This window comes from Sulfitobacter sediminis (assembly GCF_040811725.1).
In the GTDB taxonomy this organism is placed as follows: domain Bacteria; phylum Pseudomonadota; class Alphaproteobacteria; order Rhodobacterales; family Rhodobacteraceae; genus Sulfitobacter; species Sulfitobacter sediminis.
In genome coordinates, this window is record NZ_JBFNXX010000006.1 from 123,027 (window position 1) to 148,541 (window position 25,515).

Below are 25,515 nucleotides of genomic sequence, written 5' to 3' on the forward strand. Positions count from 1 at the left end.
CGTCTGGGGATTGTCCTAGAGGAGACTAAGGACCGCGATAAATCCGGATTGCCAAGGGCTTTTGCATCACCCAGTCTTCCAAGGTGATCTATGTTCTGGCATACCCCGAGTTCTCCGCCGACACGGCCCGGCGGATCGCGCATTTCCGCGCCCTCCACGAACCCGCCCGGGCCAGACTTGTTGCGGCGCATATCACCTTGGTTTTCGGTCTTTCAAAGAGCTCTTCGCAGGACGTTCTGGCCAGATGCGAGAAGACCGCCCCGCGTTTCTCTCCGATCCCGGTCGAGTTCACGGAGACCAGACTGGGACACGATCCGTTCGAGGATACCTACAAACTCTTCCTCATGTGCGAGACCGGCAGGGAAAGCCTGACCGCGCTTCACGACCTGCTATATGACGGACCGCAGCGGGCGGAGTTGAGCCCCGACATCCCTTATGAGCCACACATGACCGTCGCGACGCATGAGGACCGGCGTGCAATCGCGAAGCTGGACACCTCCGCCCTCGGCGCCTTTCCGATTTGCGCAACGATACGCGAGCTCACCGTTGTCAGACGCGATGCGGGTATGCTTCAACGTGTCGGCGTCTGCACACTTGGGCGATAGCTCGCGTACCCCGTTAGTCGCGCTCCAGGCCGCTTGACAGTGCCTTGCCCAACACCGACCCTGCCGCGCAACGAGAACGAACCGAGGCACGCCATGCGCATCCTGATCACGCTTACCGCCCTGACGCTGCTCGCCGCCTGTGACGTCCCCTTCGTGCCGCTGGTGTGATCAGGTCAGCGCCGCCACCGGAGCTTCTGGAGTAACACCGCACATCTCCTTGATGGCATTGGCGATCTCAGGACGGGCCGCGACGGTCAGCTCGGTCAGCATCCGGGCATGGTCCACCAGTTCGTCCCCTTCGACGATCCGGTCGATCAGGCCAAAGCGCAGCGCCTCTTCCGCGTCGATCCGCTGGCCGCCCATCAGGATCAGCTTGGTGCGCGCGGGCCCGATCAGCGCCGCCATGCGCGCCGGGTCCGACGGCTGCGGCAGAAAGCCCAGTTTCATCACCGGGTAGAAGAATTTCGCCCCTGGCACCGCGATGCGCAGATCACAGGCCAATGCCATGCCCATCGCCCCGCCCGCAAGCGTGCCGTTAAGCGCTGCAATCGTAAGCCCCGGCAGGGCGACGATGGTCCCCGACAGCCTTTCCCAGACGTCCGACCGCGCAAGACCCGCGCGCGCCTCGTCAAGGTCCGCCCCGGCACTGAATACCTTGCCCTTGCCAGTCAGGATCACCGCCCGCGCCGACCGCGCGCTTTCCATGATATCGGCCAGCTCGCTCAGCATGTCGTGGGTCAGCGAATTGGCCTTGTCCGGCCGGTTGAGCGTGACGGTCCAGACCTCGCCTTCCTTCTCGAGATCGATCATGTCAGCCCAACCGCACGGCGGATGTCCTCGTCCCTCAGCGACACTTCCTGACCTTTGAATGCGTCGGCGTCCGGGCCGCACATCCACAGCAGGCATTTCGCCGGCCAGTCGGCGGGAATGTGATCGGACCAGTCAAGTTGGCTGACCGGGTTGATGCCCGACGCCTTGATCTCGCGCTGCATCTGCGTAGCAACCGTGCCGGGTGACAGGCCCATGGCGCGGATGCCGTTTGACGCCTCTTCCTTGTCCAGACATCGGGTCAGCATGTGCACCCCGGCCTTCGAGGCACAGTAGTGGCTCCAGGCTTCGACCGGGCCGTGGGCCGCGCCCGAGGAGATGGTCAGGACGGTCCCGCCCCCCTGATGCCGCATCACCGGCACCGCCGCACGCATGCCGTAGAATACCCCCTTGAGGTTCGCGTCGATCACCTGGCTCCAGTCGGCGGGATCGGCCTCCGCCAAGTGCGAAATCGGCTCGATCACACCTGCGTTGTTGATCAGAACGTCAAGGCTGCCGAAAGCACCCACGGTGGTCTCGACCGCCGCCGAGACCTCGGCATAGCGGGCCACGTTGCAGGGAATGGCAATGGCCTGCTGACCGATCTCGCCCGCCAGTTCCGCGATGGCCTCTTGCGAGCGGGCCAGCAGCGCCACCTGCGCGCCAGCCTGCGCGAATACCCGCGCGGCCTCGGCCCCGATCCCCCGGCTAGCCCCGGTGATCATCACCGTCTTGCCCTGCATGTCCATCTGCCGATCTCCTACGAAAAGCCCTGTTTTTGCATCTGTTCACAGCGTTGTGGTAGTCTGCCGCCGACTGCGGGTCCACCCCTGTTGCATTGACTTGACGCCGCACCGGCTTTGTCGGACGGTATTTCCACGTTGCCAAAAAGGACTTTGTTCATGATCCCGATTTCCCCCCGCGCGCTTGGCCTTGCCCTGCCGATCTCGCTGTTTTCCTCCGTGGCTTTCGCCGATCTGACCCCTGCCCAGGTCTGGGGCGATTGGCGCAGCTATCTCGAAGGAATGGGCTACCAGATCACCGCGACCGAGGCGGAGAGCGGCGGCTCGCTTACCGTCAGCGATATCAACCTCAGCTTTGCCCTGCCCGAGGACGGCGACATGTCCATGGGACTTGGCACGATCCGCTTCGACCAGAACCGCGACGGGACCGTTGCCATCGTGATGCCGGATACCATGCCGATCACAATGCAGGGCCGCGACAGCGGCCCGGGGGCCGAAGAGACCACGATGACCATGATCTATACACAGACCGGTCACGCGCTCACGGCCAGCGGCGATCCGAACGAGATGACCTATCTTTATACAGCGGACGCGGTTGCCCTGAACCTCGACAGCCTTCAGGTCGGCGACGAGGTCATTGGCCGTGACAGGGCGCGCATCGCGGTGAACGCCAGCAACATCGACGCAACGACCACGATGACCATCGGCGACGCCCGCGGCTATACGCAGTCGGGCAGTATCGACGGTGCCAACTACGACATCTTCTTTATCGACCCGGAAAATCCCGCCATGCAGGCCGCGATCACGGGCAATGTCAGCGGTGTGACGATGAACGGCACCGGCACCATCCCGCGCGACTTGCCCAATGCCGCGGATATGTCGCAGATGCTGGCCGCCGGCTTCGACGTGACTGGTTCTTTCGCCTACACCGGTGGCGCCTCGAACTTCGACATCAAGGACCCGGAGAACGGCGACTATGTGATGGCCACCACCTCCTCGGGCGGTCAGCTTTCGGTCGATATGGGAAGTGACGGATTGGCCTACGCGGGCTCCCAGCAGAACGTGAACATGGGTGTGACCGTTGCGGGCATGCCCTTCCCCTTCGAGATTGCGATGGCGCAATCCGGCTTCAACCTCGCCATGCCGGTGAGCGCGTCTGAAGAACCACAGGATTTCGCCCTCGGGCTGAACTTCGGCGATTTCACCATGTCCGACATGATCTGGAGCACGTTCGATCCTGCCGGTCAGTTGCCGCGCGATCCGGCGACGGTGATCCTCGACCTCGCGGGCAAGGCGAAACTGCTGGTCGACTGGATGAACCCCGAAGCCGCCGCGCAGATGTCTGGCCCTCCGGGTGCGCTTGAGGAATTGACCCTGAACAATCTCGTTGTCGATGCCGCAGGCGCGCGGCTTGAAGGGGCGGGCGCCGTGACGTTCGATGGCACTGGGCCCAGCATGATGCCGGGCATGGCCAACCCCGTGGGCGAGGTGAACATGTCGCTGGCGGGCGGCAATGCCCTGCTGGACAAGCTTGTAGCCATGGGTCTGCTGCCACAGGATCAGGCCATGGGCGCACGCATGATGATGGGGCTGTTCGCGGTGCCGGGCGACGCGCCCGACACGCTCAAATCCAACATCCAGTTCACCCAGGATGGACAGATACTCGCCAACGGTCAGCGCATCCGCTGATTGCCCCACAAGGCTAGATCACGAGGGCGCCCGTCGGGCGCCCTTTTTTCGCGCTACACTTGTTCTCGGACAAGTGTGAGGTTACGTCTCCGGTAATTCCCGAAGGAGCCAACACATGTCCCAGCCCCTCGACGTGCTGACCAGATCGCTTTTGCAGGCTGCCGCCAAGGCCGGGGCCGATGCGGCGGACGCGCGCGCGGTGCAATCGACCTCGATTTCCGTCGACGTGCGCGGCGGCACGCTGGAACAGGCGGAACGGTCCGAGGGCGTCGATATCGGCTTGCGCGTCTTCGTAGGCCAGCGTTCGGCGACCGTTTCGGCCTCAGACACCTCCGACCGCACGGTCGAGGAGATGGCGCAACGCGCCGTCGCCATGGCCCGCGAGGCGCCGGAGGACCCGCACGCTGGCCTTGCCAGCCCGGACCAGTTGGCAAAAGACTGGGATCTGGCTGCGCTTGAACTCTTCGACGAAACCCCCGAGCCATTACCCGAAAGCCTGCAAGAGGACGCTGCCCGTGCCGAAGCGGCGGCGCTTGCTGTTAAGGGTGTCAGCCAGGTGCAATCGGCCAGCGGCGGCTACGGCGCGCACGAGGTCTTCTGCGCCATGTCCAACGGGTTCGAGGGCGGTTATCGCCGCAGCGACCGTGGTATCAGCTGCGTCGCCATCGCGGGCAGCGGCACCGGAATGGAGCGCGACTACGACGGGGACAGCCGGATTTTCCAGTCCGACCTGCGCACCCCCGAGGAGATCGGCCAGAAGGCGGGCGAACGCGCCATCGAACGCCTTGGCGCCCGCAAGCCGCCCACCGGTAGCTATCCCGTGCTTTTAGACGAACGTATTGCCTCGACCCTCATCGGCCATCTGCTTTCCGCCGTGAACGGGAGCGCCGTTGCGCGCGGCGCGTCCTTCCTGCGCGACGCGATGGGCGAAGCGGTCCTCCCCGATCACCTGTCGCTGCTCGAGGACCCGCACCGCCCCCGGGCCAGCGGCTCGCGCCCCTTCGATGCGGAAGGGCTGCCAACACAAAAGCGCATGATCATCGAGAATGGTGTCCTCAAGGGCTGGACGCTCGATCTTGCCAACGCCCGCAAGCTGGGTCTTGCCCCGACAGGCAATGCCGCGCGCAGCACCTCATCCGGCCCCTCGCCAACGAACTGGAACGTCGCCCTGACGCAAGGAACGCACAGCCGCGAAGATCTGATCCGCGACATGGGCACCGGCCTTCTGGTCACCTCCATGATCGGCAGCACGATCAACCCGAACACAGGGGATTATTCGCGCGGCGCATCCGGCTTCTGGGTGGAGAACGGCGAGATAACCCAAGCCGTCAACGAATGCACCATCGCGGGCAACCTGCGCGAGATGCTTCGCGCCATCGTGCCCGCCAATGACGCCCGCACCCACCTTAGCCGTGTAGTACCTTCGCTTCTCGTACCGGGGATGACCCTTGCCGGCGCATGACCTGCCCCTCCTGATCGACGCCGCGCGAATTGCCGGACGGGTCGCGACCAGTTTCGTGGGCAAGACCGCCCAGCGCTGGGACAAGCCCGACGGCGCAGGCCCGGTGACCGAAGCGGACATCGCCGTCAACGATCTGCTGTCCTCCACCCTGCGCAAGGCCCGCCCGGACTACGGCTGGCTTTCTGAAGAATCCGAGGACACCGGCGAACGCCTTGGCAGGGACCGGGTCTTCATCGTGGATCCCATCGACGGCACGCGCAGCTTTGTCGAGGGCTCCGGCACCTGGGCCCATTCCATCGCCGTCGCCGAGAATGGCATCGTGACCGCCGCCGTGGTCTACCTGCCAATGCGCGACAAGCTTTACGCCGCGGCCAGCGGTCAGGGGGCGACACTGAACGGCGCGCCGATCCGTACATCGCGCAAGAAGTCGCTCCACGAGGCCACTGTCCTTGCCGCACGCCCCGCGCTGGTCGCGCACCATTGGAAGGGGCGCGAAACGCCCACCTTCAAACGCAGCTACCGCCCCTCGCTGGCCTATCGCCTCGCACTGGTGGCGGAAGGGCGCTTCGAGGCGATGATGACACTGCGCGACAGCTGGGAATGGGACATCGCCGCAGGCGCGCTGATTGCCGCCGAGGCGGGCGGCTGCGCGCACGACCGAACAGGCAAGCCCCTGCGCTTCAACAACGCCGATCCGCGCCTCAACGGGGTGGTCGCGGGCGGTGGTCCTGTCTGCGCGGCGCTGATCGACGCCCTTGCGTGACCGCGCCCATCTGGATACCCAAAAGGCATCTCGCCCCAGCTAGCGAAGGAAATGACATGACCCAACGCCTGCACCTCGTCTACGGTGGCGAACTGGTCGATCCCGGCGACACCGTGTTCCGCGATGTCGAGGATATCCATATCGTGGGCATCTATCCAGACTATGCCTCGGCCTATGACGCCTGGAAAAGCGAGGCGCAGCGCACGGTGGACAACGCCCACATGCGCTATTTCATCGCCCATCTGCATCGCCTGCAAGAGCAGGAAGTGGCTGAGGCCCAAAACCGGGAAAAGGACTGATCTCCCATGGCACGGTCGCTGGGGCTTGCTGCCTACCGGGCACTGACCCGCCGGGCCGAGCTGCCGCAGGATAAACCGCCCGCTTCGCGCCCGAAGGGGGAACTGGTCTGGCTGCACGCGGGCGAGATCAAGAACCTTCTCGCCGTCCGTGACCTCGCCGTGCGGCTGGTCGCGGCGCGGAGCGGTCTGAACGTGTTGGTCACCTTGCCCCATGACGACGGCATCGCGTCGAGCCTCGGCACCGCAGATCGGCATGGCCCGATATTGCAGATCGTCGCGCCAAGCGAGCATCCCGCGGCCGTAGCGGCCTTTCTGGATCATTGGCTACCAAACGCAGGCGTATGGATTTGGGGCGATCTGCGTCCCAACCTGATTCTCGAAGCGACCGACCGTGGCTGTGCGCTCTATTTCATCGACGCCGATGTCGGGGGGCTCGACAAGCGCCAGAACCGATGGCTGCCCGACCTGACCCGGCAGGTACTGTCTCGGTTCTCAAAAGTGTTTGCGCGATCCGCTGCAGGACACAGGAAGCTGGTGCAACTGGGGCTCTCCCGCGAGACGCTTGAACAGACCACGCCCCTGCTGGCCGGAGGTCAGGCGCTGCCCTGTTCGGAGTCTGATCTGACGGAACTTTCCGCGGCCATGGGGGGGCGGCCAGCCTGGTTCGCCGCGCGCGCCCTGCCCAAGGAAATTCCCGTCATCCTGTCGGCGCATGCCCGTGCGTCGCGGCTGTCACATCGCCTGCTGCTGATCCTGCAACCCGCTTCCGCCAGCCAGCTTGACGACGTGCTCATGCAGACAGCCGAAATGAACCTCAACACGGCCCGCTGGGCCGAAGGCCAATTCCCCGACGAAAACACCCAGGTGCTCATCAGCGAAGACACCGAAGACAGGGGCCTCTTCTTTCGTCTTGCCCCGGTGTCCTTTCTGGGATCGACCCTCGTTCAGGGCGAGGACGGCTGCGACCCGCTGGATGCGGCGGCACTCGGTTCAGCTATTCTCTATGGCCCGCGCGTCCGGCACTACGTCGCATCCTATTCGCGCCTTGCCGCCGCAGGAGCCGCGCGGATCGTGAACGACGCCGACGCGCTTGGCGCCGCGGTCTCCTCTTTGATCGCGCCGGATCATGCGGCGGCGATGGCCCATGCGGGATGGGACGTGATCAGCCAGGGCGCGGCGCTGACCGACCGGGTGGTCGATCTCGTTCAGGATACGCTCGACCATGAAATGAGCCGCCCATGACACGCGCCCCCGCCTTCTGGGATCTGCCGAATCCCGACTGGCGCGCGCAACTGCTGCGCCCGCTGGGCGCGCTCTATGCGCGGGCGACCGCGCGGCGGTTGGCGGCTGGTCCGCGCGAAAGCCTCGATGTCCCGGTGATCTGCGTGGGCAACATCAACGCCGGCGGTACCGGCAAAACGCCGACAGTGATCGCCGTGGTCGATCACCTGCGCGGCCTCTACCACGAACCGCACATCGTCTCTCGCGGCTACGGCGGCACGCTGGAAGGGCCGGTGCGCGTCGATCCCGCCCGCCACAGCGCAGCGCAGGTCGGGGACGAACCCCTGCTGCTCGCTGCCTTCGCCGAAGTCTGGGTGGCCCGCGACCGCGCCGCGGGCGCCCGTGCCGCGCAGGAGGCCGGTGCCAGCGTCATCGTCCTGGACGACGGTTTCCAGAACCCAGCCCTAGCCTACGATCTTGCCATCGTCGTGGTAGATGCGGAGAAGGGCTTCGGTAACGGACTTTGCCTGCCCGCAGGTCCCCTGCGCGAACCCGTCGCCACAGGTCTCGCCCGCGCCGATCTGCTCCTGTCGATCGGAGACAGCGCCGCGCAGGCGCATTTCGATGCGACCGCCCTGCCTAAGGGCCTGCTCCGCGTACGCGCGTCACTTGAACCGCTGCAAACCGGCATGGACTGGACGGACACCCGCGCACTGGCCTTCGCGGGCATCGGCCATCCCGAGAAATTCTTCGCCACCTTGCGCAGGTTGGGTGCGACGATCCTGCATGCCGAGGCGCTGGATGATCATCAACCGCTGACGCCCGCGCTGATGGCCCGGCTGGAAGCAGACGCCATGGCCCGTGCCGCGCAACTGGTCACGACAGAGAAAGACGCCGTGCGCCTGCCCGCCAGTTTCCGAACCAAGGTCATCACCCTGCCGGTGCGGCTGAAGCTACCGGATGAAAACGCGCTCTTCGAGAAACTCGCCACGCTCCCGAAACCCGCGTAGGCCTGAAACTTCGGAAGTCCCGCTCAGTCGTCCTCGCCCAGCTTGGGCGCAGGCCGGTGCAAGGCCAGCTCCGCATCCGAAAACCGGAAGGGCGAGCGTAGTCCCGGCACACCGTCAAGCTCGATCTGCATGCCCCGCGCCACGACCTGAGGATCGGCCATCACATCGTCGAGGTTGTTGATCGGCCCTGCTGGCACGCCCTGCGCCTCGCATGCCGCCAAGAGCTCATCCCGCGTGCGCTGCCCCGTCGCCCCGTTCAAACGCCGGATCATCTCCGGCCGGTTTGCCACCCTGTCGGCGTTCTTGTCATAGGCGGGATCTGTCGCCATGTCGTCGAGACCGAGCAGTCGGCACAGCCGCTGGAACTGCCCGTCGTTGCCGGTCGCGATGATGATGTGCCCGTCGCTTGTCTCGAAAACCTCATAAGGCGTGAGGTTCGGATGCGCGTTCCCCATCCGCGTGGGCGCCTTCCCGGTTGTCAGGTAATTCATCGCCTGATTGCCCATGATCGACACAGCGCAATCAAGCAAGGCCATGTCGATATGCTGCCCGCGCCCCGTCCGGCTGCGCTGGTGCACCGCCGCGAGAATCGCGGTCGAGGCATAGATGCCGGTAAAGATATCGGTGATCGCCATCCCCGACTTTTGTGGCTGGCGGTCGGGCTCCCCGGTGATCGACATGATCCCGCACATGCCCTGGATGATGAAATCATAGCCTGCGCGATGTGCATACGGTCCCGTATGGCCAAAGCCGGTGATCGAGCAATAAATCAACTGCGGGAATTCGTCCTTCAGGCTCTCGTAATCCAGACCGTACTTTGCCAGTCCACCAGTCTTGAAATTCTCGATCAGAATGTCGGCGTCTTTCAAGAGCTCCTTGAGCCGCGCAACACCTTCCTCGGTGCGGAAGTCGATCGTGACGCTCGCCTTGCCCCGGTTGGTGGAATGGAAATACGAGGCCGATACATCCCCGTCCCGCTCCACGAAGGGCGGCCCCCATTGGCGGGTATCGTCGCCTGCGGGACTTTCCACCTTGATCACTTCGCAACCCAGGTCCGACAGTGTCTGACCGGCCCAGGGGCCGGCCAGAATACGCGCCATTTCGACGACCTTCAGTCCTTCGAGCGGTCCAGCCATCAGCCTGCCAGCGCCGCGTCGATCAGTTCCTTCATCTCCGGATATGGCATGTTGGAATGCTTCTGGCCGTCGATGACAAAGCTCGGGGTCGAGGTGATGCCATCCGCATCGGCATTCTGCTGATACCAGGTATACAGCGTCTCGGCCATCCTGGCGTCCTGCAGACATGCGTCCAGCGTCTCGTTCTCGATGCCGGCCAGCCGTCCGATCTTGCGCAGCTCTTCGACGATAGCCGCAGGCTCACCCGCGCGTGCCCATTCGGACTGGCCCTTGTAGATCAGCTCGGCAATCCCGAAATACCGCGCCTCGCCCCCGCAGCGGGCCACCATTGATGCCCAGAGACCCGGGCGATCGAAATAGACCTCGCGGTAGACGAACTTGATCTTGCCGGTGTCGATGTAGTCGGCCTTGAGCTGCTTGTACGCCCCGTTGTGGAAGGTCGCGCAATGCGGACAGGTGAACGACGCGTATTCGATCACCGTCACCGGCGCGTCCGCATTGCCCTGCACCATGTCCTGAATGGTTGACGTGTCGATGTCCCCGGAAGACGTCTGCGCGATGGCCCCGCCGGGCATCTGGTCGATCCTTGTGGCATTGCCGCCGCCCATCTGGCTGGTCAGCGCCCAGCCACCAAGGCCAAGGACGGCAAAGCCACCGAGAATCAGGTTTCTGCGTTGCATGTCATGTTCCTCTGTCTGCTTTTCAGCTTTCGGTCTTCTTCAATATGTTCTCGCCCAGACGTGCAAGGGCATCCCGCAGCCCTTCGTCCGAAACCGGCGCTGTGGCCTCTGCCGCCTTTTGCCGCAGAGCAGGGTTCGGCATGGGTTTCTCATCGCCCTTCCCCTTGTGGCCAAAGGCAACCTTGCCTTCGGCGAAACCCTTTGCCGCCGTCTGGGTGATCCGCACCCGCGCGATGGCGTTATAGCCGTAGACCGCGTTCACCCTCTCACGCAGTTTTTCCTTCTGCATCTCGAGCATCGGCGCATTGGCCCCGGTGGTCAGCAGCGTCAGCGTTGCCCCCATGCCGCCCCGGCCATACCCGATCTCGACCGGCTGGGCGATGGCGGCGATGTCCTGCCCGGCGATCTCGGTCCATTGGGTCAAGAGGCGCGACTGGGCAAATCCACGGCTCTCCGACGCCTGCCTGATCTGCGCCGACAGCAGGCTGTCCGTGCGCTTGAACCCTTTTGTGGTGGTACGCCGTGACGGCATGACTATCTTTCCCCGGAACGCCCCCTGTAACATAGCGTTTCGCCCCGCTATCACCAGCCTGCGCAGCATACCGAGAGCATAAACATTGCGTGACACAACCTCACAGGACGCCCTGCCCGCCCTTCTGCTGGAGTGGTACGACGTGCATGCCCGCGAGATGCCCTGGCGGGTAGGCCCCGCCGCACGGAAGGCGGGGGAGCGTCCCGACCCCTACCGCGTTTGGATGAGCGAAATCATGCTCCAGCAGACCACCGTGGCCACGGTGCGCGACTACTTCCAGCGCTTCGTGACCCGCTGGCCCAGCGTGCGCGACCTCGCTGCGGCGGAGGATGCGGACGTCATGGGCGAATGGGCGGGCCTCGGTTACTACGCCCGCGCGCGGAACCTGCTGAAATGCGCCCGCGCGGTGGTCTCCGAGCACGACGGAGAATTCCCCGCCGATCACGCAGCCCTCCTGAAACTCCCCGGCATTGGCCCCTATACCGCTGCCGCTGTCTCCTCCATCGCCTTCGATCTGCCCCACACGGTGCTCGACGGGAACGTCGAGCGTGTCATGGCGCGGCTCCATGACATTCACACGCCGCTGCCTGCCGCCAAGCCCGAACTGATGACAAAAGCCGAGGCGCTGACGCCCGAAACCCGCCCCGGCGATTATGCCCAGGCGGTGATGGACCTTGGCGCCACGATCTGTTCGCCCAAATCTCCCGCCTGCGGCATCTGCCCCTGGCGCCATCCCTGCGCCGCGCGGGCGGCAGGCACCCAAAACGAGCTGCCTATGAAATCCCCGAAGAAAGCCAAGCCCGTGCGCCATGGCACCGTCTATCTTGCCCAACGTGCGGACGGAGCATGGCTGCTCGAAACCCGCCCCGAGAAGGGGCTGTTGGGCGGGATGCTCGGCTGGCCCGGCTCGGACTGGATCGACACGGCACAGGAGCGACCCCAAGGCCCGCCGCCCCTGCCCGCCGACTGGACCGAAATACCGGGCGAAGTGCGCCACACCTTCACCCATTTCCACCTCATGCTGACCGTGCTGACCGCTCAGGTACCCCAAGAAAGCGAACCGGCCCGGGGCAGCTTTGTCCGAAGACAGGACTTTCGCCCCTCCGACTTGCCCACGGTGATGCGCAAGGCTTTCGATCTTGTGACCAACTGACCCAATGTCGCCGCTTTGTCGAAAGCGCCGATCGCGTTATGGTGGTTTAAGAAATCAGCTCCGAGGACCGAAACATGTCGATGCAGAGCACTGTAGCACCCAGTGAAGTCGCGCGCCTGTCGCGTGCGCTCCCCTTTTGGTTGTCATTGGCATTGATTCCGCTGGCGTGGATCGGCGCCTTTACCGGCGGATGGGTGATTGCGCTGGTCCCGCTGAGCACCTGGTTCCTCTACTCGCTTCTCGACGCCGCGCTTGGCCTCAATCTCGAGAACGCGGACCTCGGCGCAACCGAGTCCGATCTGTTCTGGTACCGTCTTGTCACGCTTGTCTGGGTACCGGTTCAGGCGCTGACCCTTTTCGGGCTCCTGTGGTACGTGCCGCAGGCCGAGCATCTCTCGACAATCGAGCGGGTCTTTATCTTCTTCGGGATGGGGGTGCTGTCGGGCACCGTGGGCATCAACTACTCCCATGAACTCATGCATCAGAAAAACCGCATCGAACGCTGGCTCGCGGATTTCCTTCTTGCCATGGTGCTCTACTCGCACTTCCGGTCGGAACACCTGCTGGTTCATCACCGCTACGTCGGCACCCCGCGTGACCCTGCAACCGCGCGGTACAACGAAGGGTTCCACCGCTTCTATCCGCGCGTGCTGCACCAGTCGCTCAGCTCCGCCTTCAGGGCCGAGGCCGAGATGTTGAAACGAAAGGGGCTGCACTGGACCCATTTGTCAAACCCCTTCTTCAAGTATTGGGCATTGCAAGCCGCGTGCCTCGCGCTGGCTCTGGCCCTCGGTGGCTGGTCGGGGCTCGCGCTCTTTCTCATACAGGCCGGTGTCGCGATCTGGCAGCTCGAACTCGTCAACTACATCGAACATTACGGGCTGACACGGAAGTACCTCGGCGACGGACGCTATGAACACGTCCAGCCGCGCCATTCTTGGAACGCCGCGCACAAGGCCTCCAACTGGCTCCTGATCAATCTCCAGCGCCATTCGGATCACCACTACAAGCCCGACCGCCGCTTCCCGGTGTTGCAGACCTATGGGCCCGACGAGGCACCTCAGCTGCCTTTCGGCTACCCTGTCATGACCATGGCCGCCATGTTCCCCCCCCTTTGGCGACGGATCATGAACGCCCGTGTCCGACAGTGGCGACGCACACATTACCCAGAGATTGCGGAGTGGTCCGACTACAACAAGCTTCGCACCCCGATGCCGCGCTAGGAAACTCATCCAAAATTAAGCCTTTGCTGCCATCAAGAGCCCGTCAAATGGACGGGGCATCCAAGAATGGCACAGCAGATTGCGGAGCAGGCGGCCCGCTGCCTGATCGTTGAAGACAGCGCGTTTGACCGCGAAAAACTCTCCCGCGTGATGCGCAAGACCCGTCAGGGCCTCAAGATCGAACAGGTCTCCACCCTGCGCGCCGCGCGCCGTGCGCTGGAACGGGCGGGCACCGCGCTGATCCTGCTGGACAACAACCTGCCCGACGGGCTGGGTGCCGATTTCGCGCAGGAATTGGCAAGCGATCCTGACCTCTGCAAGATTCCCGTCATCATGGTCAGCGACTGGCCCTCCCCCTTCATGTGGGAAAAGGCCGCCTCGGCGGGCGTGGCCTACGTTCTCAGTAAGACAGAATTCGATGGCCGCTACGTGCGCGCCGCCCTGGAGGGCAAACGCGCAAGGCAGTTAAATTGAACACAGACACGGCATCGTGAGGGCCTGATCCCGCCTACAGCCAAGCTGCCGGATTTACAGGTCTCCTACGCCGCCCTAGTCTGAACCTGCCCGCTTTTCCCAGCCCGAGGACGCTCCCCTGCCCCTGCGCTCCCGCCTCTTCCATCCGCTTCTCGCCCTTTTCCTTGTGTTCACCACATGGGCGACGACCGCATCCGCGCAGACACAGGTGACCGAGGTCGATCTCGAACTGGTGCTCCTTGTCGATGTCTCGCGTTCAATGACAGAGAACGAACTTGAGATACAAAGGCGCGGATACGCCGAGGCGCTGATGTCAGAAGAGGTCTTTCAGGCCGTACAATCCGGCCTTCTGCAGACCCTCGCGCTCACCTACGTCGAATGGGCGGGGACGCAACAGATCATCGTGGACTGGAGCCTGATCCAGACGCGCGAGGACCTCGACGCCTTCGCGGAACAGCTGACCACACGTTTCGACCCCGCACTGCGGCGCACCTCAATCTCGGGCGCACTCGACTACGCGGCGACGTTGATCAAGAACAACAGCTACGCAGGGCTGCGGCGGGTGATCGACATATCGGGCGACGGCCCGAACAATCTTGGGCCCCTGGTCACCCGCGCCCGTGACCGCACGCTCGCCAAGGGTATCACCATCAACGGACTGCCGCTGATGACCGATGAAGGCAGCAGCACTTTCTTCCATCTCGACCGGCTGGACCTTTACTATACCAGCTGTGTGATCGGCGGTCCCGGTGCCTTTGTGATACCTGTCTATGACTGGCCGGACTTTGCGACTGCCGTCAAACGCAAGCTCGTCCTGGAAATCGCGGGACTGCCCGCCCAGCCGCAACTGATCAGGGCGCAGTCATCGCGCCGCGATCCGACCGACTGTATGGTAGGCGAAAAAATCTGGCGCGACTTCCGGGAGAACAGTTTTTGGGACCCATGATGTTTCCCGCGGCCGCCTAGTGATGCGGGTCCCTGCCTTGTGCAATGGCCAGATGATGAACCTGATGATGCGCGCCCACTGTCATCACACCAAAAAATCCAAGCGCCTTCACGCGTGCCAAACCGCTCGCATCGCCGGGCACGATGACCATCTCTGCGCCGTTCACGGTGATCTCTGTCGTAACCTCCCAACCGGTCTCCTCCGCGAGCATGCCACCGTGTGCGCTCACCATTCGCTGCACAGACCCGGCCACATCGCCCTCACCCGTTACGACAAAGCGCACCCTGTCAGGTTCGACCAGGGTATCGGCCTGTGCCGACATTGTCAGGCGGTCCATGTCCAGAAGATGCGCGCGCAGACCATCCATGTCCACCTTGCTCCAGTCCGTATCCGGATCGTTACTCAGCAAGGTCACGACCTCCGACAGCGCAGCAAACGCATCCTGACCTGTTTCTCTGGGGGCAGATAGGTTTCCAGGGCTTTGGTGCTGTCCATGCTGCACCCCTTGATGATGTTCGGAATGGCCCGAATGATGCCCACTCTGATGTTGGGCATGTTGCGCGGCTGCGCCCGATGAAACGAGCAGCGCCGCGATAAGTGAAACTGTGCGAAACATGATGAATGACCTCCATTTGAAGCAAAAGGATAGCGCAGAGACCGAACCTGATATATGATTTCGATCATATGATCAGCGATCTTCTCGGCCAGATTTCCCCCACAGCCCTGCTCAATATCAGGATGCAAAAAGACGACCATCTTTTTCGGCAGGGCGACCCGACGCGCGGTCTCTTTCGGGTCGAGACCGGCCAGGTCAACCTGCAGCGCATCACTCCAGAGGGCCACATCATCACCCTGCACCGTGCGAGCGCCGGGACGCTCTTTGCCGAGGCGTCGCTGTTCTCGGACAGCTACCATTGCGATGCGGTCTGCGTCCGGCCGGGGGCAGTGCTACGTCTCGACAAGAAGCATATCCTCGACCGTCTCGCTTCGGATCAGGGCTTTTCCCTCGCTTTTAATAGGTTACTTGCCCAGCAGGTTCAGGGCTACCGACAGACGATCGAACTCACTTCCATCCGTTCCGCCCGCGACCGCACCTTCGCGGCGATCTCACTCGGCTATCTTTCCGGCTCAGTCACCGAAATGGCCCATCGGATCGGCCTCACGCACGAGGCATGCTACCGCGCACTGCGGGAACTTTGTGACACAGGTCTGCTTATTCGAACCGGTCGGGGGCGCTATGAAATCGCAATCAAGCCAAACAAAAAAAGGCCCCGCCACAAGGGCGGGGCATAGGTAAGTGCCCTTGAAGGCGAACCTTCATCTGGAAGGCCGCAGGCACCGGCGGTGTTCGGAAAAACTATGTATTCATTTCAGCGCGAATCTGCTGGCGCAGGATGTCGATGGGCACCTTCTTACCCTCTCGCTTGAAGCACCAGTAGGTCCAGCCATTACAGCTCGGCGCCTTCTCATAGGCTGCGCCGACCTGGTGGATGGAGCCCTTGACGTCAGACCCGATCAACGTGCCATCGGCACGGACCTTGGCCTTGAAACGCCCGTTCATGGAATAAAGCTCCTCGCCCGGCCGCAGCATCCCCCGCTCGACCAGCTGGCCGAAGGGCACGCGCGGCTCGGCACGCTTTGATACGCTCGTCTCAAGCGCCTCCTTGTCGAACTTGCGCACCTTGGAAATCCGCTTCTCTGCCACCTTGCGATAGGCTTCCTCGCGCTCGATCCCGATGAAATCGCGGCCCAGCATCTTGGCAACGGCACCGGTTGTCCCGGTACCGAAGAACGGATCAAGGATCACATCGCCGGGATTGGTCGATCCCACCAGCACCCTGTGCAACAGGCTTTCAGGCTTTTGCGTCGGGTGCGCCTTGTCGCCCTTTTCGTCCTTCAGCCGCTCATGTCCCGTGCAGATCGGCAGCACCCAGTCCGAGCGCATCTGGATACCTTCGTTCAGCGCCTTCAGCGCCTCGTAATTGAAGGTGTATTTGGCATTCTCGTCCTTGCCCGCCCAGATCATCGTCTCATGGGCATTGGTAAACCGCTTGCCCCGGAAATTCGGCATCGGGTTCGACTTGCGCCACACCACGTCATTCAGAATCCAGAAGCCCGCATCCTGCAACGCGGCACCCACGCGGAAGATGTTGTGATAGCTGCCTATGACCCAGATCGCCCCGTTCGGCTTCAATAGCCGCCGCGCGGCCTTGAGCCAGGCACGGGTGAAATCATCATAGGCCTTGAAGCTCGCAAACTGATCCCACTCGTCATCCACCGCATCGACGCGGGAATTGTCCGGGCGCACCAGATCGCCACGCAATTGCAGGTTATAGGGCGGATCGGCAAAGATCAGGTCAACGCTCGCCTCGGGCAGCGCGTTCATCACTTCGATGCAATCACCGTCAAGAATAGTATTCAAAGGAAGCGCCGCGGCGCTCTTCGTCATGGTCGTCATTATGTCTGCCTCTGTCCCCGGCACATTTTGTGCTCGTTGGTTGGGACTGAGGATGAGTCAAAGGCGATTCGCGGTCAATTTCTTTTTTGAATCAATCGGTTAAGAAAAAACCTTGTCACAACATATTGTGTACGGGTTTGAACGAACGTCTATGGTGTGGGGTCACCCCAAGATTTCGAAGCGCCTCCATGTGGCTTTTTGATCCATATCCCATGTTCGTCTCCCAGCCGTAGCCGGGATGCTGTTGCGCGAGGGACAACATGACACAATCTCGACAAATTTTCGCCACGATTGAGGCCGCCGCGATGCTTTGCGACCGCCCGTCGCCCTTGATCACTGCCTCCGCCGGAAGCGTCAGATCACGCGGCAGCATGTTGCCGTCGATCAGCGCATAGTCGGAAGGCACCTTCAGTCCCTCTAGCGCCCGCATCATCGCCAGATGACTTGCCCGCAGGATGTTCAGATTGTCGATCTCCTCGACGCTCGCATGGGCGATACTGACCTCCGCCATCTGCATGATCTCTTCATGCAACCTCTCGCGCGCCCGCTTGGTCAGCTTCTTGGAATCGTTCAGCCCTTCGGGAATGCGGGCGGGGTCAAGCACAACCGCTGCCGCCGTCACCGGCCCGGCAAGCGGCCCCCGCCCCACCTCGTCAACGCCCGCGATGCGCAGATACCCACGCGCCTGCAGGGCGTGCTCCAAACTGAAATCCGGTCCCATGGCCCCTGCAGACCGCAAAGCCTGTCCAAGCGCAAACGAAAAAAGGGAGGATGCCCGAACATCCTCCCAAGGTTTCCAGGCAGCGGGGGCACCGCCCGGATCAGGCACGGGTGTTATCCCCGCGCCAAACGGTAGCCCTGATCGCGCAGGCAGCGTGCCTCGTACCCGCGGCGGTCACCATTGGGCGTTCTGAAGACATATTCACACTGGCGCGGCAGACGGTCGGCGAAGGCATAGTTGCGCTGCAGGCACCGGGCCGGGAACATGCGCACCTTGCCGCGCCGGGTATCGAAACTGCGGAAACACTCCTGCGGCAGAAGCTTGCGATTCACCCGCTGCGGCAGCGGGCGCGGTTCGAAATGGTGATAGGCGGGGGGCGTGTACCTGGGTGTGTGGTGCTGCACCTTGGGTCCATGCTTGTCGTAGACCGGCGCATGGTATTCCTGCCGACGCTCTTTCTTGCGCTCGTTCCGGTCGTGGATCAGCTTGCCCACCACGGCAAGGCCGAGAATCGTGGCGATGGCGCGCGCGGTCTCGCGCTCGCCCGCGCTGGCAGGGACTGCCCCAAGGGCGGTCAGGGCGATCGAGGCGGCGGCGATGGTGGCGATGAACTTGCGATGCATGGCGTGATCCTTTCGGTTGCGGCGTTGATGCCATCAACATCGGACCACCCCTGAGAGACAGGCAATAACACCCCCCTGTTATCCGATAGCAGCCCTGCCAGACCCCGGCAGATATTGAATAACCCGCGGCAAAGGCGCATGAATTTGGCATGAAACACGCACGCCTCTTCACCGCCGCCGCACTGACGCTCATGCTGGCCCTCCCCGCCCAGGCGGCGGGCTGTTTCGCCGACTACAAGGCCAAACAGGACAATCCCCTGCGCCTCCATTACGGTGTGGCGCAGATCAACGGCCCCTGCGACGCGCGCAGCGCCGCCGCCGAACTGGCCCCGCGCCTCGCCGCCCAGGGCTGGACCCTTCTCAACGTCGTCTCCGTTTTCGGAGAGGACGGACTTGCCTCAAGGAAAGACAGTGCCGGACCAAATTACCTCCGCTTCTGATATCCGCCGCTTCGTCGGCTTCGGCATCGCCGCCATCGCCGCCCTGCTTGTCACCGGGGCGGTTGTCCTGTTCTGGACGCTGCCTGACGCCAATCTCTTCAACGAACGGGTCACGCGCATATTCGTCGAAAATGACGACCTCACCTCAGGGGCCGAGATCAAGCTCCTGGAGATCCTCGCCCAATCCGGCACGGCCTTTTCCGACACGCTCGCCAGCTACCGCATGGTGATCTTCGTGCTGCTGGTTTTTTCCGCCGCCATGCTGATCGCGGCGCTTGTCTTCGTGATCATGCTCATCACCTTCAACCGCCGCATGGCCCAGATCGAACGTGCGGGCATTCAGGTGAACTCGCTGCTGATCAGCCGCGAGGAAAACACCGTCTATCTCAATAACCTCGGCTTCAAGCTCACAGCCGCCGCGATGGAAACCATGTCGGTTCTGGCCGAGGCACGGATGGATGACGACGTGCTTTCAGGTGCGGAGATCGAGGGCGTCATATCGGGCCGCAATGCCGCCGACTGCGATGAGGCCGCAGGCGCCACCCGCATCAAGCGCCTGCGCGACACGCTCGGCAATCAGATCGTCAGCGAGCTGCTGGTCAAGAACATTGCGCGGCGCGGCTATATGCTGGCCATCGACAAGGACGTGATCAAGGTCATCTGATCCGGACCGAGCCTCAGGTTTTCCGCCCCGACAACCCGGCTTGCCCTTCTCGCGCCCCCACACGGGCTTCATCTTTCCAATACAACTCATCCACCCTCTCCACCCCGCACATCGGGCGCCTCCGACGCGCCATGCCACCGGCCCGCCCCATGACGCCCGCGGTCCCCGCGATGCGAAACCCGCCTCCCTCTGGTCAAGGGCAGGGAACCGCGTCTAGGGTGCAGCGACTCACGCAAAGGAAAACGTCGATGCCCGCCCCCACGAACCCGTTCAAGAAAGCCCTCAAGGAGGGCAAGACACAGATCGGCTGCTGGGTCAGCCTCGCGAACCCGTACACGACCGAGATGATGGGCACTGCCGGGTTCGACTGGCTGCTCATCGACAACGAACACTCTCCCAACGACCTGCGCTCGACCATGCAGCAGCTTCAGGTACTGGAAGCCAGCGACAGCCATGTCATCGTGCGTGTGCCACTGGGCGAGACCTGGATCATCAAGCAGATGCTAGACGCGGGCGCACAATCCATCCTCGTGCCCATGGTCGAATCCGCCGAACAGGCCCGCGAACTCGTGCGCGACGTCACTTATCCCCCGAAGGGTCGCCGCGGTGTCGGATACTCGCTCGCACGCGCCTCGCGCTTTTCCGGCATCCCGGACTACGGCCAGACGGCAGATGCCGAGATCTGCCTGCTGGTGCAGGTGGAAAACCGCGCCGGTCTCGCCGCGCTCGACGAGATCCTCGCCGTCGAGGGCATCGACGGCGTCTTTATCGGCCCCGCCGATCTTGCCGCAGATATGGGCCACATGGGCGACATGCACCATCCCGACGTCCAGAAAGCCATCATGGACGCGATCCGCCGTATCCGCGCGGCAGGCAAGGCCCCAGGCATCCTGGCGACCCAGGAAGGGATGACAAAAGACGCGTTCGATGCGGGCGCGCAATTCGTCGCGGTCGGCGCCGATTCCCTGCTGCTGGTGGGTGCTGCCCGGGCGCTGGCGCAGAAATGGATGGGCTGAAACAACCGTGAACACCGGCATTCTGGTTCTGGGGCTGGCCTATGTGCTCAGTCAGTTCTTCCGCGCTTTCCTTGCGGTGCTGTCCGAAATCCTCAAGGCAGATATCGGCGCCACACCCGACGACCTCGCCTTCGCCTCGGGCCTTTGGTTCCTGACCTTCGCCGCCTGCCAGATCCCCATCGGTGCCGCGCTGGACAGCATCGGACCGCGCCGCACGGCAGGATGGCTCCTGCTCCTCGGCGGCGCGGGCGGGGCGGCGGTCTTTGCCACGGCAGATGCGGCCTGGCAGATCAGCCTGGCCATGGGCATGATCGGCGTCGGCTGCGCACCGGTGCTGATGGCCTCCTACTACATCTTCGCGCGCGACCATCCGCCCGCGCAATTCGGCGTTCTCGCCTCGGTCATGGTAGGGCTTGGCTCGCTCGGCAATCTGGTCGCCTCCTACCCGATGGCCCTGGCCGCCGAAACCTTCGGCTGGCGCGCGTCCCTCTGGGGGCTGTCGGCGCTCTCCGCCCTGGTCGCCTTCGGCGCCCTCGCCCTGGTCCGGGACCCCGCGAAGGTCGACGGTGAAAACCGCGGCTCCCTGCTCGAGCTGTTCCGCATCCGCGCGCTCTGGTTCATCTTTTCGCTGATGGGGGCCAGCTACGCCTTTCCGGGTGCCGCACGTGGTCTCTGGATCGGTCCCTATCTCGCGGATGTCTTTGATACCGACACCGCGACAATCGGTCAGGCAAGCCTGCTGATGGGCCTCGCCATGGTACTGGGCGCATTGGCCTACGGTGCTGCGGACAGGGCCAGCCCCTCGCGCAAGTGGCTGATCGCAGGCGGCACCGGCCTGACGCTGGCCGCCGCGCTGACGCTGATCGTCCTGCCCGCCGCAAACTACGGGCTGAGCGTTACGGCCCTTTGCGCGGTGGGTTTCTTTGGCGCCACCTACCCGGTGATCATGGCGCACGGGCGCAGTTTCCTGCCGCCGCAACTGATCGGGCGTGGCGTGACCATGCTGAACCTTTTCAGCATCGGCGGCGTCGGCGTGGCGCAATTCCTGTCCGGCCGCGTCTACCGCGCAGCACTGCCCGCCGAGACCGCATCCGCCCCATATGTGGCCGTCTTCGTGCTGTTCACCGCGGCCCTCGCCGTCGGTTTCGCGATCTACCTGTTCAGCCGGGATCAGAAGGCCTGAGACGCTTTCATCTTCCGCGCAGCCTGCGTGTAACCACCCGCAGCACCGTCGATGAAGTGCACATGATCGTCCGTCAGGATCGAGGGCACGATACAGGTCATCATCGCTTCATCCTGCGTGAAAACACCGTAGCCCATGAGCCCCTCTTCCGCCGCGGCCGACAGAATTGCTTCGATCTCGGCCTGCGTGTCCGGATCGCAGTCCAGCGTCATCTTCAGCCCGTCGTCGAGCTTGCGGAAATCGGCATTCTCGCCCACGACGCGGGCATAGCGGCGGGCATCGAAGCCACCCGGCCGAAGACCGGTGCGAATCAGGAACCAGGCGATAAGCGATTCGAAAAGCGCCTTCGCCCACGCCCGGCTCAGCGAGCCCTGCCCCCGCGCCGCATGCGCCTCGAGCCGCGCCCCCCGAGGGGGCCAGTCCGCTCCCGGTCCGGATACCGGCGCGGGGTGTCCGCCCCGCTCAAGCTGCTGGGTCAGGGTGACGATCCGTTCGTAGACCCGCGACACCTTCTCCGGCTGCGCCCCCGGCAGCGGCGCCGCAAGCAGGGTCAGGATGGTGCCGTTGCGCGCGGGCATATGAGACCAGCGGCAGGACAGCCCCGTCAGGTCCGGCAGGCTGCCCTCCGGCGCGGGATCGAGCGTTCCTTCGCCCGCCTTCATCCGGCTTTCGGCCCAGTTCAGACCGCCACCGTCGAACATGGCGTAATCCACGCCATCGGAAACCTTCAGCCGTGCCACCCGCACATCATGTCCGGCCGCGCGGACATCCGAGACGGAAAACAGCGCCACGCGCAGCAAGATCCCGAATTCCGTCTCGGCCCAGCGCGCCACTTTCGGCAAGACGTCGCGCGCGATCTCCACCTCACCGGGGGCCACAGCAAACCCCGCGCCGTCCCCGCCAAAGACAAATGGAAAGGCATGACCCTTTAGCGCGTTGATCATCGCCGAGATCACGGCGGCACCCACCATGTTCACGGTCTTGTACTGGCCAGCCTCGATCAGGGCCGTGGAATCGATGATGTCGGCAACACCGATCCACCAGGTTTCGGGCAGGGAGGCAAAGCGCGCGCGCTCGGTCAGCGCACCGAAACTGTCGACAAGCGGCAGGCCTTCGTAGAATCCGTCCTCGTCCGACACGCCAGTCCCCCGCATCCCTGAAGTCCTTCCTACACCCGCAAGGCCCGCCGGGCCAGCAACGCCGCACATGCCCTTTCCCTTGCCCCACAGGTGCGCTAAAGGGCCCGCACCACCCCATGCAGATTGGAGAATTCAGATGGGTTATCGCGTCGCCGTCGTGGGCGCCACTGGCAATGTGGGCCGCGAAATGCTGAACATCCTGGCCGAGCGCCAGTTTCCCGTGGACGAAGTGGTCGCTCTGGCCAGCCGCCGTTCGCTGGGCACGGAGGTCAGCTTTGGGGACACGACACTCAAATGCAAGGACCTCGAGGCTTTCGATTTCAAAGGCTGGGACCTCTCGCTCTGGGCCGTGGGTTCCGAAGCGACCAAGAAATATGCGCCTGCCGCCGCGAAGGCCGGTTGCGTCGTGATCGACAACTCCTCGCTCTACCGCTACGACAGCGACATCCCGCTGATCGTGCCCGAGGTGAACCCCCAGGCGATCCACCAGGTCAAGAACCGCAACATCATCGCCAATCCCAACTGCTCCACCGCGCAGATGGTCGTGGCGCTAAAGCCCCTGCACGACCGCGCGACCATCAAGCGGGTGGTGGTCTCGACTTACCAGTCGGTTTCCGGCGCGGGCAAGGAGGGCATCGACGAGCTCTGGAACCAGACCAAGTCGATCTACAACCCCACCGATGACAAGCCCGCCAAGAAATTCACCAAGCAGATCGCCTTCAACGTGATCCCGCATATCGACGTCTTCATGGAGGACGGCCAGACCAAGGAAGAATGGAAGATGGTCGCCGAGACAAAAAAGATTGTCGATCCCAAGATCAAGGTCACCGCGACCTGCGTGCGCGTCCCGGTCTTCGTGGGCCACTCCGAGGCCGTGAACATCGAGTTCGAAGACCACCTCGACGAGGACGAGGCCCGCGATATCCTGCGCGAGGCTCCGGGTGTGATGGTCATCGACAAGCGCGAGGACGGTGGCTACGTCACGCCGGTGGAATGCGTGGGCGACTTCGCCACCTTCATCAGCCGCATCCGCCAGGACAGCACGATCGACAACGGGTTGAACCTCTGGTGCGTCAGCGACAACCTGCGCAAGGGGGCAGCACTGAACGCCGTTCAGATTGCGGAGCTTCTGGGGCGCGAAGTCCTAAAAAAAGGCTGAACGAACGGCGTCACACCAAGCACAAACCCCGGCCAACCGCCGGGGTTTGTCCTTTCATCGACGCGCACATCCACCCTCGATCCGCTGGTTTCGGAGCCGCCCTTGCGTGCGGCCGGTCGGACGGGACGATGGCCGGTTGCCAAGGGAAATCCACGAGGGACCCCTTCAGGGGATACGTTGATTTCCCTTGGAAAGCGGACAGCGTCCTGTCAGGCAGGCGGCGCGCAAGGGTGGGGCCGAAACCTCGCTGGTTTTGGTGAGCCCGCAGCGCCTCCATGATCAGTCCATTTCGATCACCTCAAACGGCTCTTGCGGCACAGGCTTCGCCCAATCCGCCCCATGCGGATGCCCCGGCATCGGTCCACCGAACCTCTTGACCAAAGCGAGATACCGGTACCCTACCGTCGCCGTGTTGCAGACATGCCGCCCCTGCGACAGCGCATAGATGGCCAGCTCCGTCCCCATCGGCCGCAACTCGTACTTCCGTCGGGCCAGCCGCGCGATTAGGCTGTCCCAGTCGGTCGCCGTCTTGAATACCGGCTCCAACGCCCGCTGAATCCGTCCCTTCTCTGTCGAGGTCAGCGGCTTCACATCCGAAGCTGCCCGCGCAAGACCCAAGCCAAGATCCCCCTGTGGATGTCCTGGCATGCCCTCGCGAAAACGTTCCACCAGGGAGCGGTAGGCAAAACCCAGTTCCGATCCCTTGCACACCCGTGTCCCGCGGGACGCCTTGACCAGCACCAAACCGCCGCCAGACGGGACAAGCTCGTACCCATGCCGCCGCAGTCACGCCGCCAGTTCTTCCTAGCCTGCCGCCTCCGCCATGTCCCGGGCGAGGAGCGCCTGCAAGGCAGCGAGGAGCCCCTCGTCAGCCACCTGCCGCGCCTTGGGATCAAGCCGCCGCCACCTCTTTCGCCAAAAGAAAGCGCACCATATGTTCCACGGTCACCGCGTCACCCGCAGCGACCCGTGCCGCATCGCGCAACAGCTTTTCCGGCAATCTCAGCGTCACGGTCTCCATCCCGGAACCGTGAGCGCGAATCGGTTAACGGGACCTTAAAACCGTTCCGCCCTGAGAACCTCGCAGTCGACCACGGAAACCACGCCGATGTGCCGTTCCACAACCGCAAAGGCCCCATCAAGCAGCGCATCCAACCGCTCAGGCTTGATGATGCAGACCACCTGCACCATGCCGCTCGCCCGGCTGATCTGGCCCGACCGGTTCCAGGCCCCCGACCGCCCGGAGCCGCCCAGGACCGGCAGAACCGTATAGCCCGTCACGCCCGCCTTCTTAAGCGCATCGGTCAGGCGCGATTCCATCACCGCCTCGATGGTGATTTCCACGCGTTTTGCCTTGTGTGTCTGCATG

General features: G+C 63.5%; 30 protein-coding genes. 18 read left to right on the forward strand and 12 right to left on the reverse strand.

Annotated features, from left to right (window positions below; genetic code table 11):
* Positions 1–83 precede the first annotated feature (83 nt).
* Together AB2B41_RS10000 and AB2B41_RS10005 are read left to right on the forward strand one after the other, a co-directional pair.
* Positions 84–605 (forward strand): 2'-5' RNA ligase family protein, encoded by a 522-nt coding sequence (locus tag AB2B41_RS10000; RefSeq protein WP_367877640.1) that lies wholly within the window; start codon positions 84–86, stop codon positions 603–605.
* A 33-nt stretch (positions 606–638) separates the two neighbouring features.
* Positions 639–773 (forward strand): hypothetical protein, encoded by a 135-nt coding sequence (locus tag AB2B41_RS10005; RefSeq protein ID WP_367877802.1) that lies wholly within the window; start codon positions 639–641, stop codon positions 771–773.
* Here AB2B41_RS10005 and AB2B41_RS10010 read toward each other — a convergent pair whose 3' ends face one another.
* Complete coding sequence (locus tag AB2B41_RS10010; RefSeq protein WP_367877641.1) at positions 774–1,415, reverse strand: enoyl-CoA hydratase/isomerase family protein; 642 nt, start codon at positions 1,413–1,415, stop codon at positions 774–776.
* Positions 1,412–2,161 carry an SDR family oxidoreductase gene (locus AB2B41_RS10015; protein ID WP_367877642.1) on the reverse strand — a complete coding sequence of 250 codons (750 nt, stop codon included), beginning with the start codon at positions 2,159–2,161 and terminating at the stop codon, positions 1,412–1,414. Before AB2B41_RS10015 ends, AB2B41_RS10010 begins: the two co-directional genes overlap by 4 nt.
* A gap of 153 nt (positions 2,162–2,314) precedes the next feature.
* Here AB2B41_RS10015 and AB2B41_RS10020 point away from each other — a divergent pair, with 153 nt between their 5' ends.
* The 6 genes from AB2B41_RS10020 to lpxK all read left to right on the forward strand — a co-directional run bounded on the left by AB2B41_RS10020 (position 2,315) and on the right by lpxK (position 8,599).
* Positions 2,315–3,844 (forward strand): DUF2125 domain-containing protein, encoded by a 1,530-nt coding sequence (locus AB2B41_RS10020; RefSeq protein ID WP_367877643.1) that lies wholly within the window; start codon positions 2,315–2,317, stop codon positions 3,842–3,844.
* Between the two features lie 115 nt (positions 3,845–3,959).
* Positions 3,960–5,306 (forward strand): TldD/PmbA family protein, encoded by a 1,347-nt coding sequence (locus AB2B41_RS10025; protein WP_367877644.1) that lies wholly within the window; start codon positions 3,960–3,962, stop codon positions 5,304–5,306.
* Positions 5,293–6,069, forward strand: a complete 777-nt coding sequence (locus tag AB2B41_RS10030; RefSeq protein WP_367877645.1) for a 3'(2'),5'-bisphosphate nucleotidase CysQ — start codon at positions 5,293–5,295, stop codon at positions 6,067–6,069. The genes AB2B41_RS10025 and AB2B41_RS10030 overlap by 14 nt, the downstream gene beginning before the upstream one ends.
* Before the next feature lie 56 nt (positions 6,070–6,125).
* Positions 6,126–6,368 (forward strand): DUF4170 domain-containing protein, encoded by a 243-nt coding sequence (locus AB2B41_RS10035; protein ID WP_367877646.1) that lies wholly within the window; start codon positions 6,126–6,128, stop codon positions 6,366–6,368.
* A 6-nt stretch (positions 6,369–6,374) separates the two neighbouring features.
* Complete coding sequence (locus tag AB2B41_RS10040) at positions 6,375–7,610, forward strand: 3-deoxy-D-manno-octulosonic acid transferase (protein WP_367877647.1); 1,236 nt, start codon at positions 6,375–6,377, stop codon at positions 7,608–7,610.
* Positions 7,607–8,599, forward strand: a complete 993-nt coding sequence (lpxK, locus tag AB2B41_RS10045; RefSeq protein WP_367877648.1) for a tetraacyldisaccharide 4'-kinase — start codon at positions 7,607–7,609, stop codon at positions 8,597–8,599. The genes AB2B41_RS10040 and lpxK overlap by 4 nt, the downstream gene beginning before the upstream one ends.
* 23 nt (positions 8,600–8,622) lie before the next feature.
* Here lpxK and AB2B41_RS10050 read toward each other — a convergent pair whose 3' ends face one another.
* From AB2B41_RS10050 to AB2B41_RS10060, 3 genes are read right to left on the reverse strand one after another with little or no spacing between them, the layout of a single operon-like run.
* On the reverse strand, positions 8,623–9,735 hold the full coding sequence (locus AB2B41_RS10050; RefSeq protein WP_367877649.1) for a CaiB/BaiF CoA transferase family protein: 1,113 nt from the start codon (positions 9,733–9,735) through the stop codon (positions 8,623–8,625).
* Positions 9,735–10,415 (reverse strand): DsbA family protein, encoded by a 681-nt coding sequence (locus tag AB2B41_RS10055; protein ID WP_367877650.1) that lies wholly within the window; start codon positions 10,413–10,415, stop codon positions 9,735–9,737. The genes AB2B41_RS10050 and AB2B41_RS10055 overlap by 1 nt, the downstream gene beginning before the upstream one ends.
* A 22-nt stretch (positions 10,416–10,437) precedes the next feature.
* Positions 10,438–10,947 carry a DUF721 domain-containing protein gene (locus AB2B41_RS10060; RefSeq protein ID WP_367877651.1) on the reverse strand — a complete coding sequence of 170 codons (510 nt, stop codon included), beginning with the start codon at positions 10,945–10,947 and terminating at the stop codon, positions 10,438–10,440.
* 85 nt (positions 10,948–11,032) lie between these two features.
* Between AB2B41_RS10060 and mutY the strand changes: the two genes are divergently transcribed.
* From mutY to AB2B41_RS10080, 4 genes are all read left to right on the forward strand, one after another.
* Positions 11,033–12,100 carry an A/G-specific adenine glycosylase gene (gene mutY, locus AB2B41_RS10065; protein WP_367877652.1) on the forward strand — a complete coding sequence of 356 codons (1,068 nt, stop codon included), beginning with the start codon at positions 11,033–11,035 and terminating at the stop codon, positions 12,098–12,100.
* A gap of 74 nt (positions 12,101–12,174) precedes the next feature.
* Positions 12,175–13,323, forward strand: a complete 1,149-nt coding sequence (locus AB2B41_RS10070) for an alkane 1-monooxygenase (RefSeq protein ID WP_367877653.1) — start codon at positions 12,175–12,177, stop codon at positions 13,321–13,323.
* A 66-nt stretch (positions 13,324–13,389) separates the two neighbouring features.
* Positions 13,390–13,797, forward strand: coding sequence for a response regulator (locus AB2B41_RS10075; protein ID WP_367877654.1), 408 nt, complete (start codon positions 13,390–13,392; stop codon positions 13,795–13,797).
* A gap of 166 nt (positions 13,798–13,963) precedes the next feature.
* A complete protein-coding gene (locus AB2B41_RS10080) occupies positions 13,964–14,743 on the forward strand; it encodes a DUF1194 domain-containing protein (RefSeq protein WP_367877655.1) in 780 nt (259 codons plus the stop codon).
* Positions 14,744–14,759: 16 nt separating this feature from the next.
* Here the strand turns inward: AB2B41_RS10080 and AB2B41_RS10085 are convergent, their stop codons facing one another.
* The gene (locus tag AB2B41_RS10085; protein ID WP_367877656.1) at positions 14,760–15,359 is read right to left on the reverse strand and encodes a hypothetical protein; all 600 of its coding nucleotides are present in this window, start codon (positions 15,357–15,359) and stop codon (positions 14,760–14,762) included.
* Between the two features lie 122 nt (positions 15,360–15,481).
* Between AB2B41_RS10085 and AB2B41_RS10090 the strand changes: the two genes are divergently transcribed.
* Positions 15,482–16,036: a Crp/Fnr family transcriptional regulator gene (locus tag AB2B41_RS10090; protein ID WP_367877657.1), complete on the forward strand. Its 555-nt coding sequence runs from the start codon at positions 15,482–15,484 to the stop codon at positions 16,034–16,036.
* A 64-nt stretch (positions 16,037–16,100) separates the two neighbouring features.
* On the opposite strand, the gene AB2B41_RS10095 is transcribed toward AB2B41_RS10090, so the two are convergent.
* The 3 genes from AB2B41_RS10095 to AB2B41_RS10105 form a co-directional block, all read right to left on the reverse strand.
* A complete protein-coding gene (locus AB2B41_RS10095; protein WP_367877658.1) occupies positions 16,101–17,201 on the reverse strand; it encodes a site-specific DNA-methyltransferase in 1,101 nt (366 codons plus the stop codon).
* Between the two features lie 115 nt (positions 17,202–17,316).
* Positions 17,317–17,922 carry a ribonuclease HII gene (locus tag AB2B41_RS10100; RefSeq protein WP_367877659.1) on the reverse strand — a complete coding sequence of 202 codons (606 nt, stop codon included), beginning with the start codon at positions 17,920–17,922 and terminating at the stop codon, positions 17,317–17,319.
* Between the two features lie 113 nt (positions 17,923–18,035).
* Complete coding sequence (locus tag AB2B41_RS10105; RefSeq protein ID WP_367877660.1) at positions 18,036–18,545, reverse strand: hypothetical protein; 510 nt, start codon at positions 18,543–18,545, stop codon at positions 18,036–18,038.
* 149 nt (positions 18,546–18,694) lie between these two features.
* Between AB2B41_RS10105 and AB2B41_RS10110 the strand changes: the two genes are divergently transcribed.
* The 4 genes from AB2B41_RS10110 to AB2B41_RS10125 all read left to right on the forward strand — a co-directional run bounded on the left by AB2B41_RS10110 (position 18,695) and on the right by AB2B41_RS10125 (position 21,848).
* Positions 18,695–18,985 carry a hypothetical protein gene (locus AB2B41_RS10110; protein WP_367877661.1) on the forward strand — a complete coding sequence of 97 codons (291 nt, stop codon included), beginning with the start codon at positions 18,695–18,697 and terminating at the stop codon, positions 18,983–18,985.
* Positions 18,957–19,649, forward strand: a complete 693-nt coding sequence (locus AB2B41_RS10115) for a winged helix-turn-helix domain-containing protein (RefSeq protein ID WP_367877662.1) — start codon at positions 18,957–18,959, stop codon at positions 19,647–19,649. Before AB2B41_RS10110 ends, AB2B41_RS10115 begins: the two co-directional genes overlap by 29 nt.
* A gap of 248 nt (positions 19,650–19,897) precedes the next feature.
* Positions 19,898–20,665: an aldolase/citrate lyase family protein gene (locus AB2B41_RS10120; protein ID WP_367877663.1), complete on the forward strand. Its 768-nt coding sequence runs from the start codon at positions 19,898–19,900 to the stop codon at positions 20,663–20,665.
* A gap of 7 nt (positions 20,666–20,672) precedes the next feature.
* On the forward strand, positions 20,673–21,848 hold the full coding sequence (locus tag AB2B41_RS10125) for an MFS transporter (protein ID WP_367877664.1): 1,176 nt from the start codon (positions 20,673–20,675) through the stop codon (positions 21,846–21,848).
* Here AB2B41_RS10125 and AB2B41_RS10130 read toward each other — a convergent pair.
* Positions 21,836–23,002, reverse strand: a complete 1,167-nt coding sequence (locus AB2B41_RS10130; RefSeq protein ID WP_367877665.1) for a DUF3095 domain-containing protein — start codon at positions 23,000–23,002, stop codon at positions 21,836–21,838. The two genes, AB2B41_RS10125 and AB2B41_RS10130, sit on opposite strands and share 13 nt — an antisense overlap.
* A 121-nt stretch (positions 23,003–23,123) precedes the next feature.
* On the opposite strand from AB2B41_RS10130, the gene AB2B41_RS10135 reads away from it, so the two are divergent.
* Positions 23,124–24,146: an aspartate-semialdehyde dehydrogenase gene (locus AB2B41_RS10135; protein ID WP_367877666.1), complete on the forward strand. Its 1,023-nt coding sequence runs from the start codon at positions 23,124–23,126 to the stop codon at positions 24,144–24,146.
* Between the two features lie 279 nt (positions 24,147–24,425).
* Here AB2B41_RS10135 and AB2B41_RS10140 read toward each other — a convergent pair whose 3' ends face one another.
* Positions 24,426–24,815 carry a hypothetical protein gene (locus AB2B41_RS10140; protein WP_367877667.1) on the reverse strand — a complete coding sequence of 130 codons (390 nt, stop codon included), beginning with the start codon at positions 24,813–24,815 and terminating at the stop codon, positions 24,426–24,428.
* A 387-nt stretch (positions 24,816–25,202) separates the two neighbouring features.
* Positions 25,203–25,514, reverse strand: coding sequence for a P-II family nitrogen regulator (locus AB2B41_RS10145; RefSeq protein WP_367877668.1), 312 nt, complete (start codon positions 25,512–25,514; stop codon positions 25,203–25,205).
* Position 25,515: the final 1 nt, after the last annotated feature.

What these genes read in the sequence shown, in the direction of transcription:
- AB2B41_RS10055 (WP_367877650.1), bottom strand. Translation starts at nt 10,415, where the DNA reads ATGCAACGCAGAAACCTGATTCTCGGTGGCTTTGCCGTCCTTGGCCTT.
- AB2B41_RS10040 (WP_367877647.1), top strand. Translation starts at nt 6,375, where the DNA reads ATGGCACGGTCGCTGGGGCTTGCTGCCTACCGGGCACTGACCCGCCGG.
- AB2B41_RS10060 (WP_367877651.1), bottom strand. Translation starts at nt 10,947, where the DNA reads ATGCCGTCACGGCGTACCACCACAAAAGGGTTCAAGCGCACGGACAGC.
- AB2B41_RS10120 (WP_367877663.1), top strand. Translation starts at nt 19,898, where the DNA reads ATGCCCGCCCCCACGAACCCGTTCAAGAAAGCCCTCAAGGAGGGCAAG.
- AB2B41_RS10075 (WP_367877654.1), top strand. Translation starts at nt 13,390, where the DNA reads ATGGCACAGCAGATTGCGGAGCAGGCGGCCCGCTGCCTGATCGTTGAA.
- AB2B41_RS10050 (WP_367877649.1), bottom strand. Translation starts at nt 9,735, where the DNA reads ATGGCTGGACCGCTCGAAGGACTGAAGGTCGTCGAAATGGCGCGTATT.
- AB2B41_RS10145 (WP_367877668.1), bottom strand. Translation starts at nt 25,514, where the DNA reads ATGCAGACACACAAGGCAAAACGCGTGGAAATCACCATCGAGGCGGTG.
- AB2B41_RS10020 (WP_367877643.1), top strand. Translation starts at nt 2,315, where the DNA reads ATGATCCCGATTTCCCCCCGCGCGCTTGGCCTTGCCCTGCCGATCTCG.
- AB2B41_RS10015 (WP_367877642.1), bottom strand. Translation starts at nt 2,161, where the DNA reads ATGGACATGCAGGGCAAGACGGTGATGATCACCGGGGCTAGCCGGGGG.
- AB2B41_RS10100 (WP_367877659.1), bottom strand. Translation starts at nt 17,922, where the DNA reads ATGGGACCGGATTTCAGTTTGGAGCACGCCCTGCAGGCGCGTGGGTAT.
- AB2B41_RS10070 (WP_367877653.1), top strand. Translation starts at nt 12,175, where the DNA reads ATGTCGATGCAGAGCACTGTAGCACCCAGTGAAGTCGCGCGCCTGTCG.
- AB2B41_RS10090 (WP_367877657.1), top strand. Translation starts at nt 15,482, where the DNA reads ATGCAAAAAGACGACCATCTTTTTCGGCAGGGCGACCCGACGCGCGGT.
- lpxK (WP_367877648.1), top strand. Translation starts at nt 7,607, where the DNA reads ATGACACGCGCCCCCGCCTTCTGGGATCTGCCGAATCCCGACTGGCGC.
- AB2B41_RS10135 (WP_367877666.1), top strand. Translation starts at nt 23,124, where the DNA reads ATGGGTTATCGCGTCGCCGTCGTGGGCGCCACTGGCAATGTGGGCCGC.
- AB2B41_RS10130 (WP_367877665.1), bottom strand. Translation starts at nt 23,002, where the DNA reads ATGCGGGGGACTGGCGTGTCGGACGAGGACGGATTCTACGAAGGCCTG.
- AB2B41_RS10110 (WP_367877661.1), top strand. Translation starts at nt 18,695, where the DNA reads ATGAAACACGCACGCCTCTTCACCGCCGCCGCACTGACGCTCATGCTG.
- AB2B41_RS10010 (WP_367877641.1), bottom strand. Translation starts at nt 1,415, where the DNA reads ATGATCGATCTCGAGAAGGAAGGCGAGGTCTGGACCGTCACGCTCAAC.
- AB2B41_RS10105 (WP_367877660.1), bottom strand. Translation starts at nt 18,545, where the DNA reads ATGCATCGCAAGTTCATCGCCACCATCGCCGCCGCCTCGATCGCCCTG.
- AB2B41_RS10025 (WP_367877644.1), top strand. Translation starts at nt 3,960, where the DNA reads ATGTCCCAGCCCCTCGACGTGCTGACCAGATCGCTTTTGCAGGCTGCC.
- AB2B41_RS10095 (WP_367877658.1), bottom strand. Translation starts at nt 17,201, where the DNA reads ATGACGACCATGACGAAGAGCGCCGCGGCGCTTCCTTTGAATACTATT.
- AB2B41_RS10085 (WP_367877656.1), bottom strand. Translation starts at nt 15,359, where the DNA reads ATGTTTCGCACAGTTTCACTTATCGCGGCGCTGCTCGTTTCATCGGGC.
- AB2B41_RS10035 (WP_367877646.1), top strand. Translation starts at nt 6,126, where the DNA reads ATGACCCAACGCCTGCACCTCGTCTACGGTGGCGAACTGGTCGATCCC.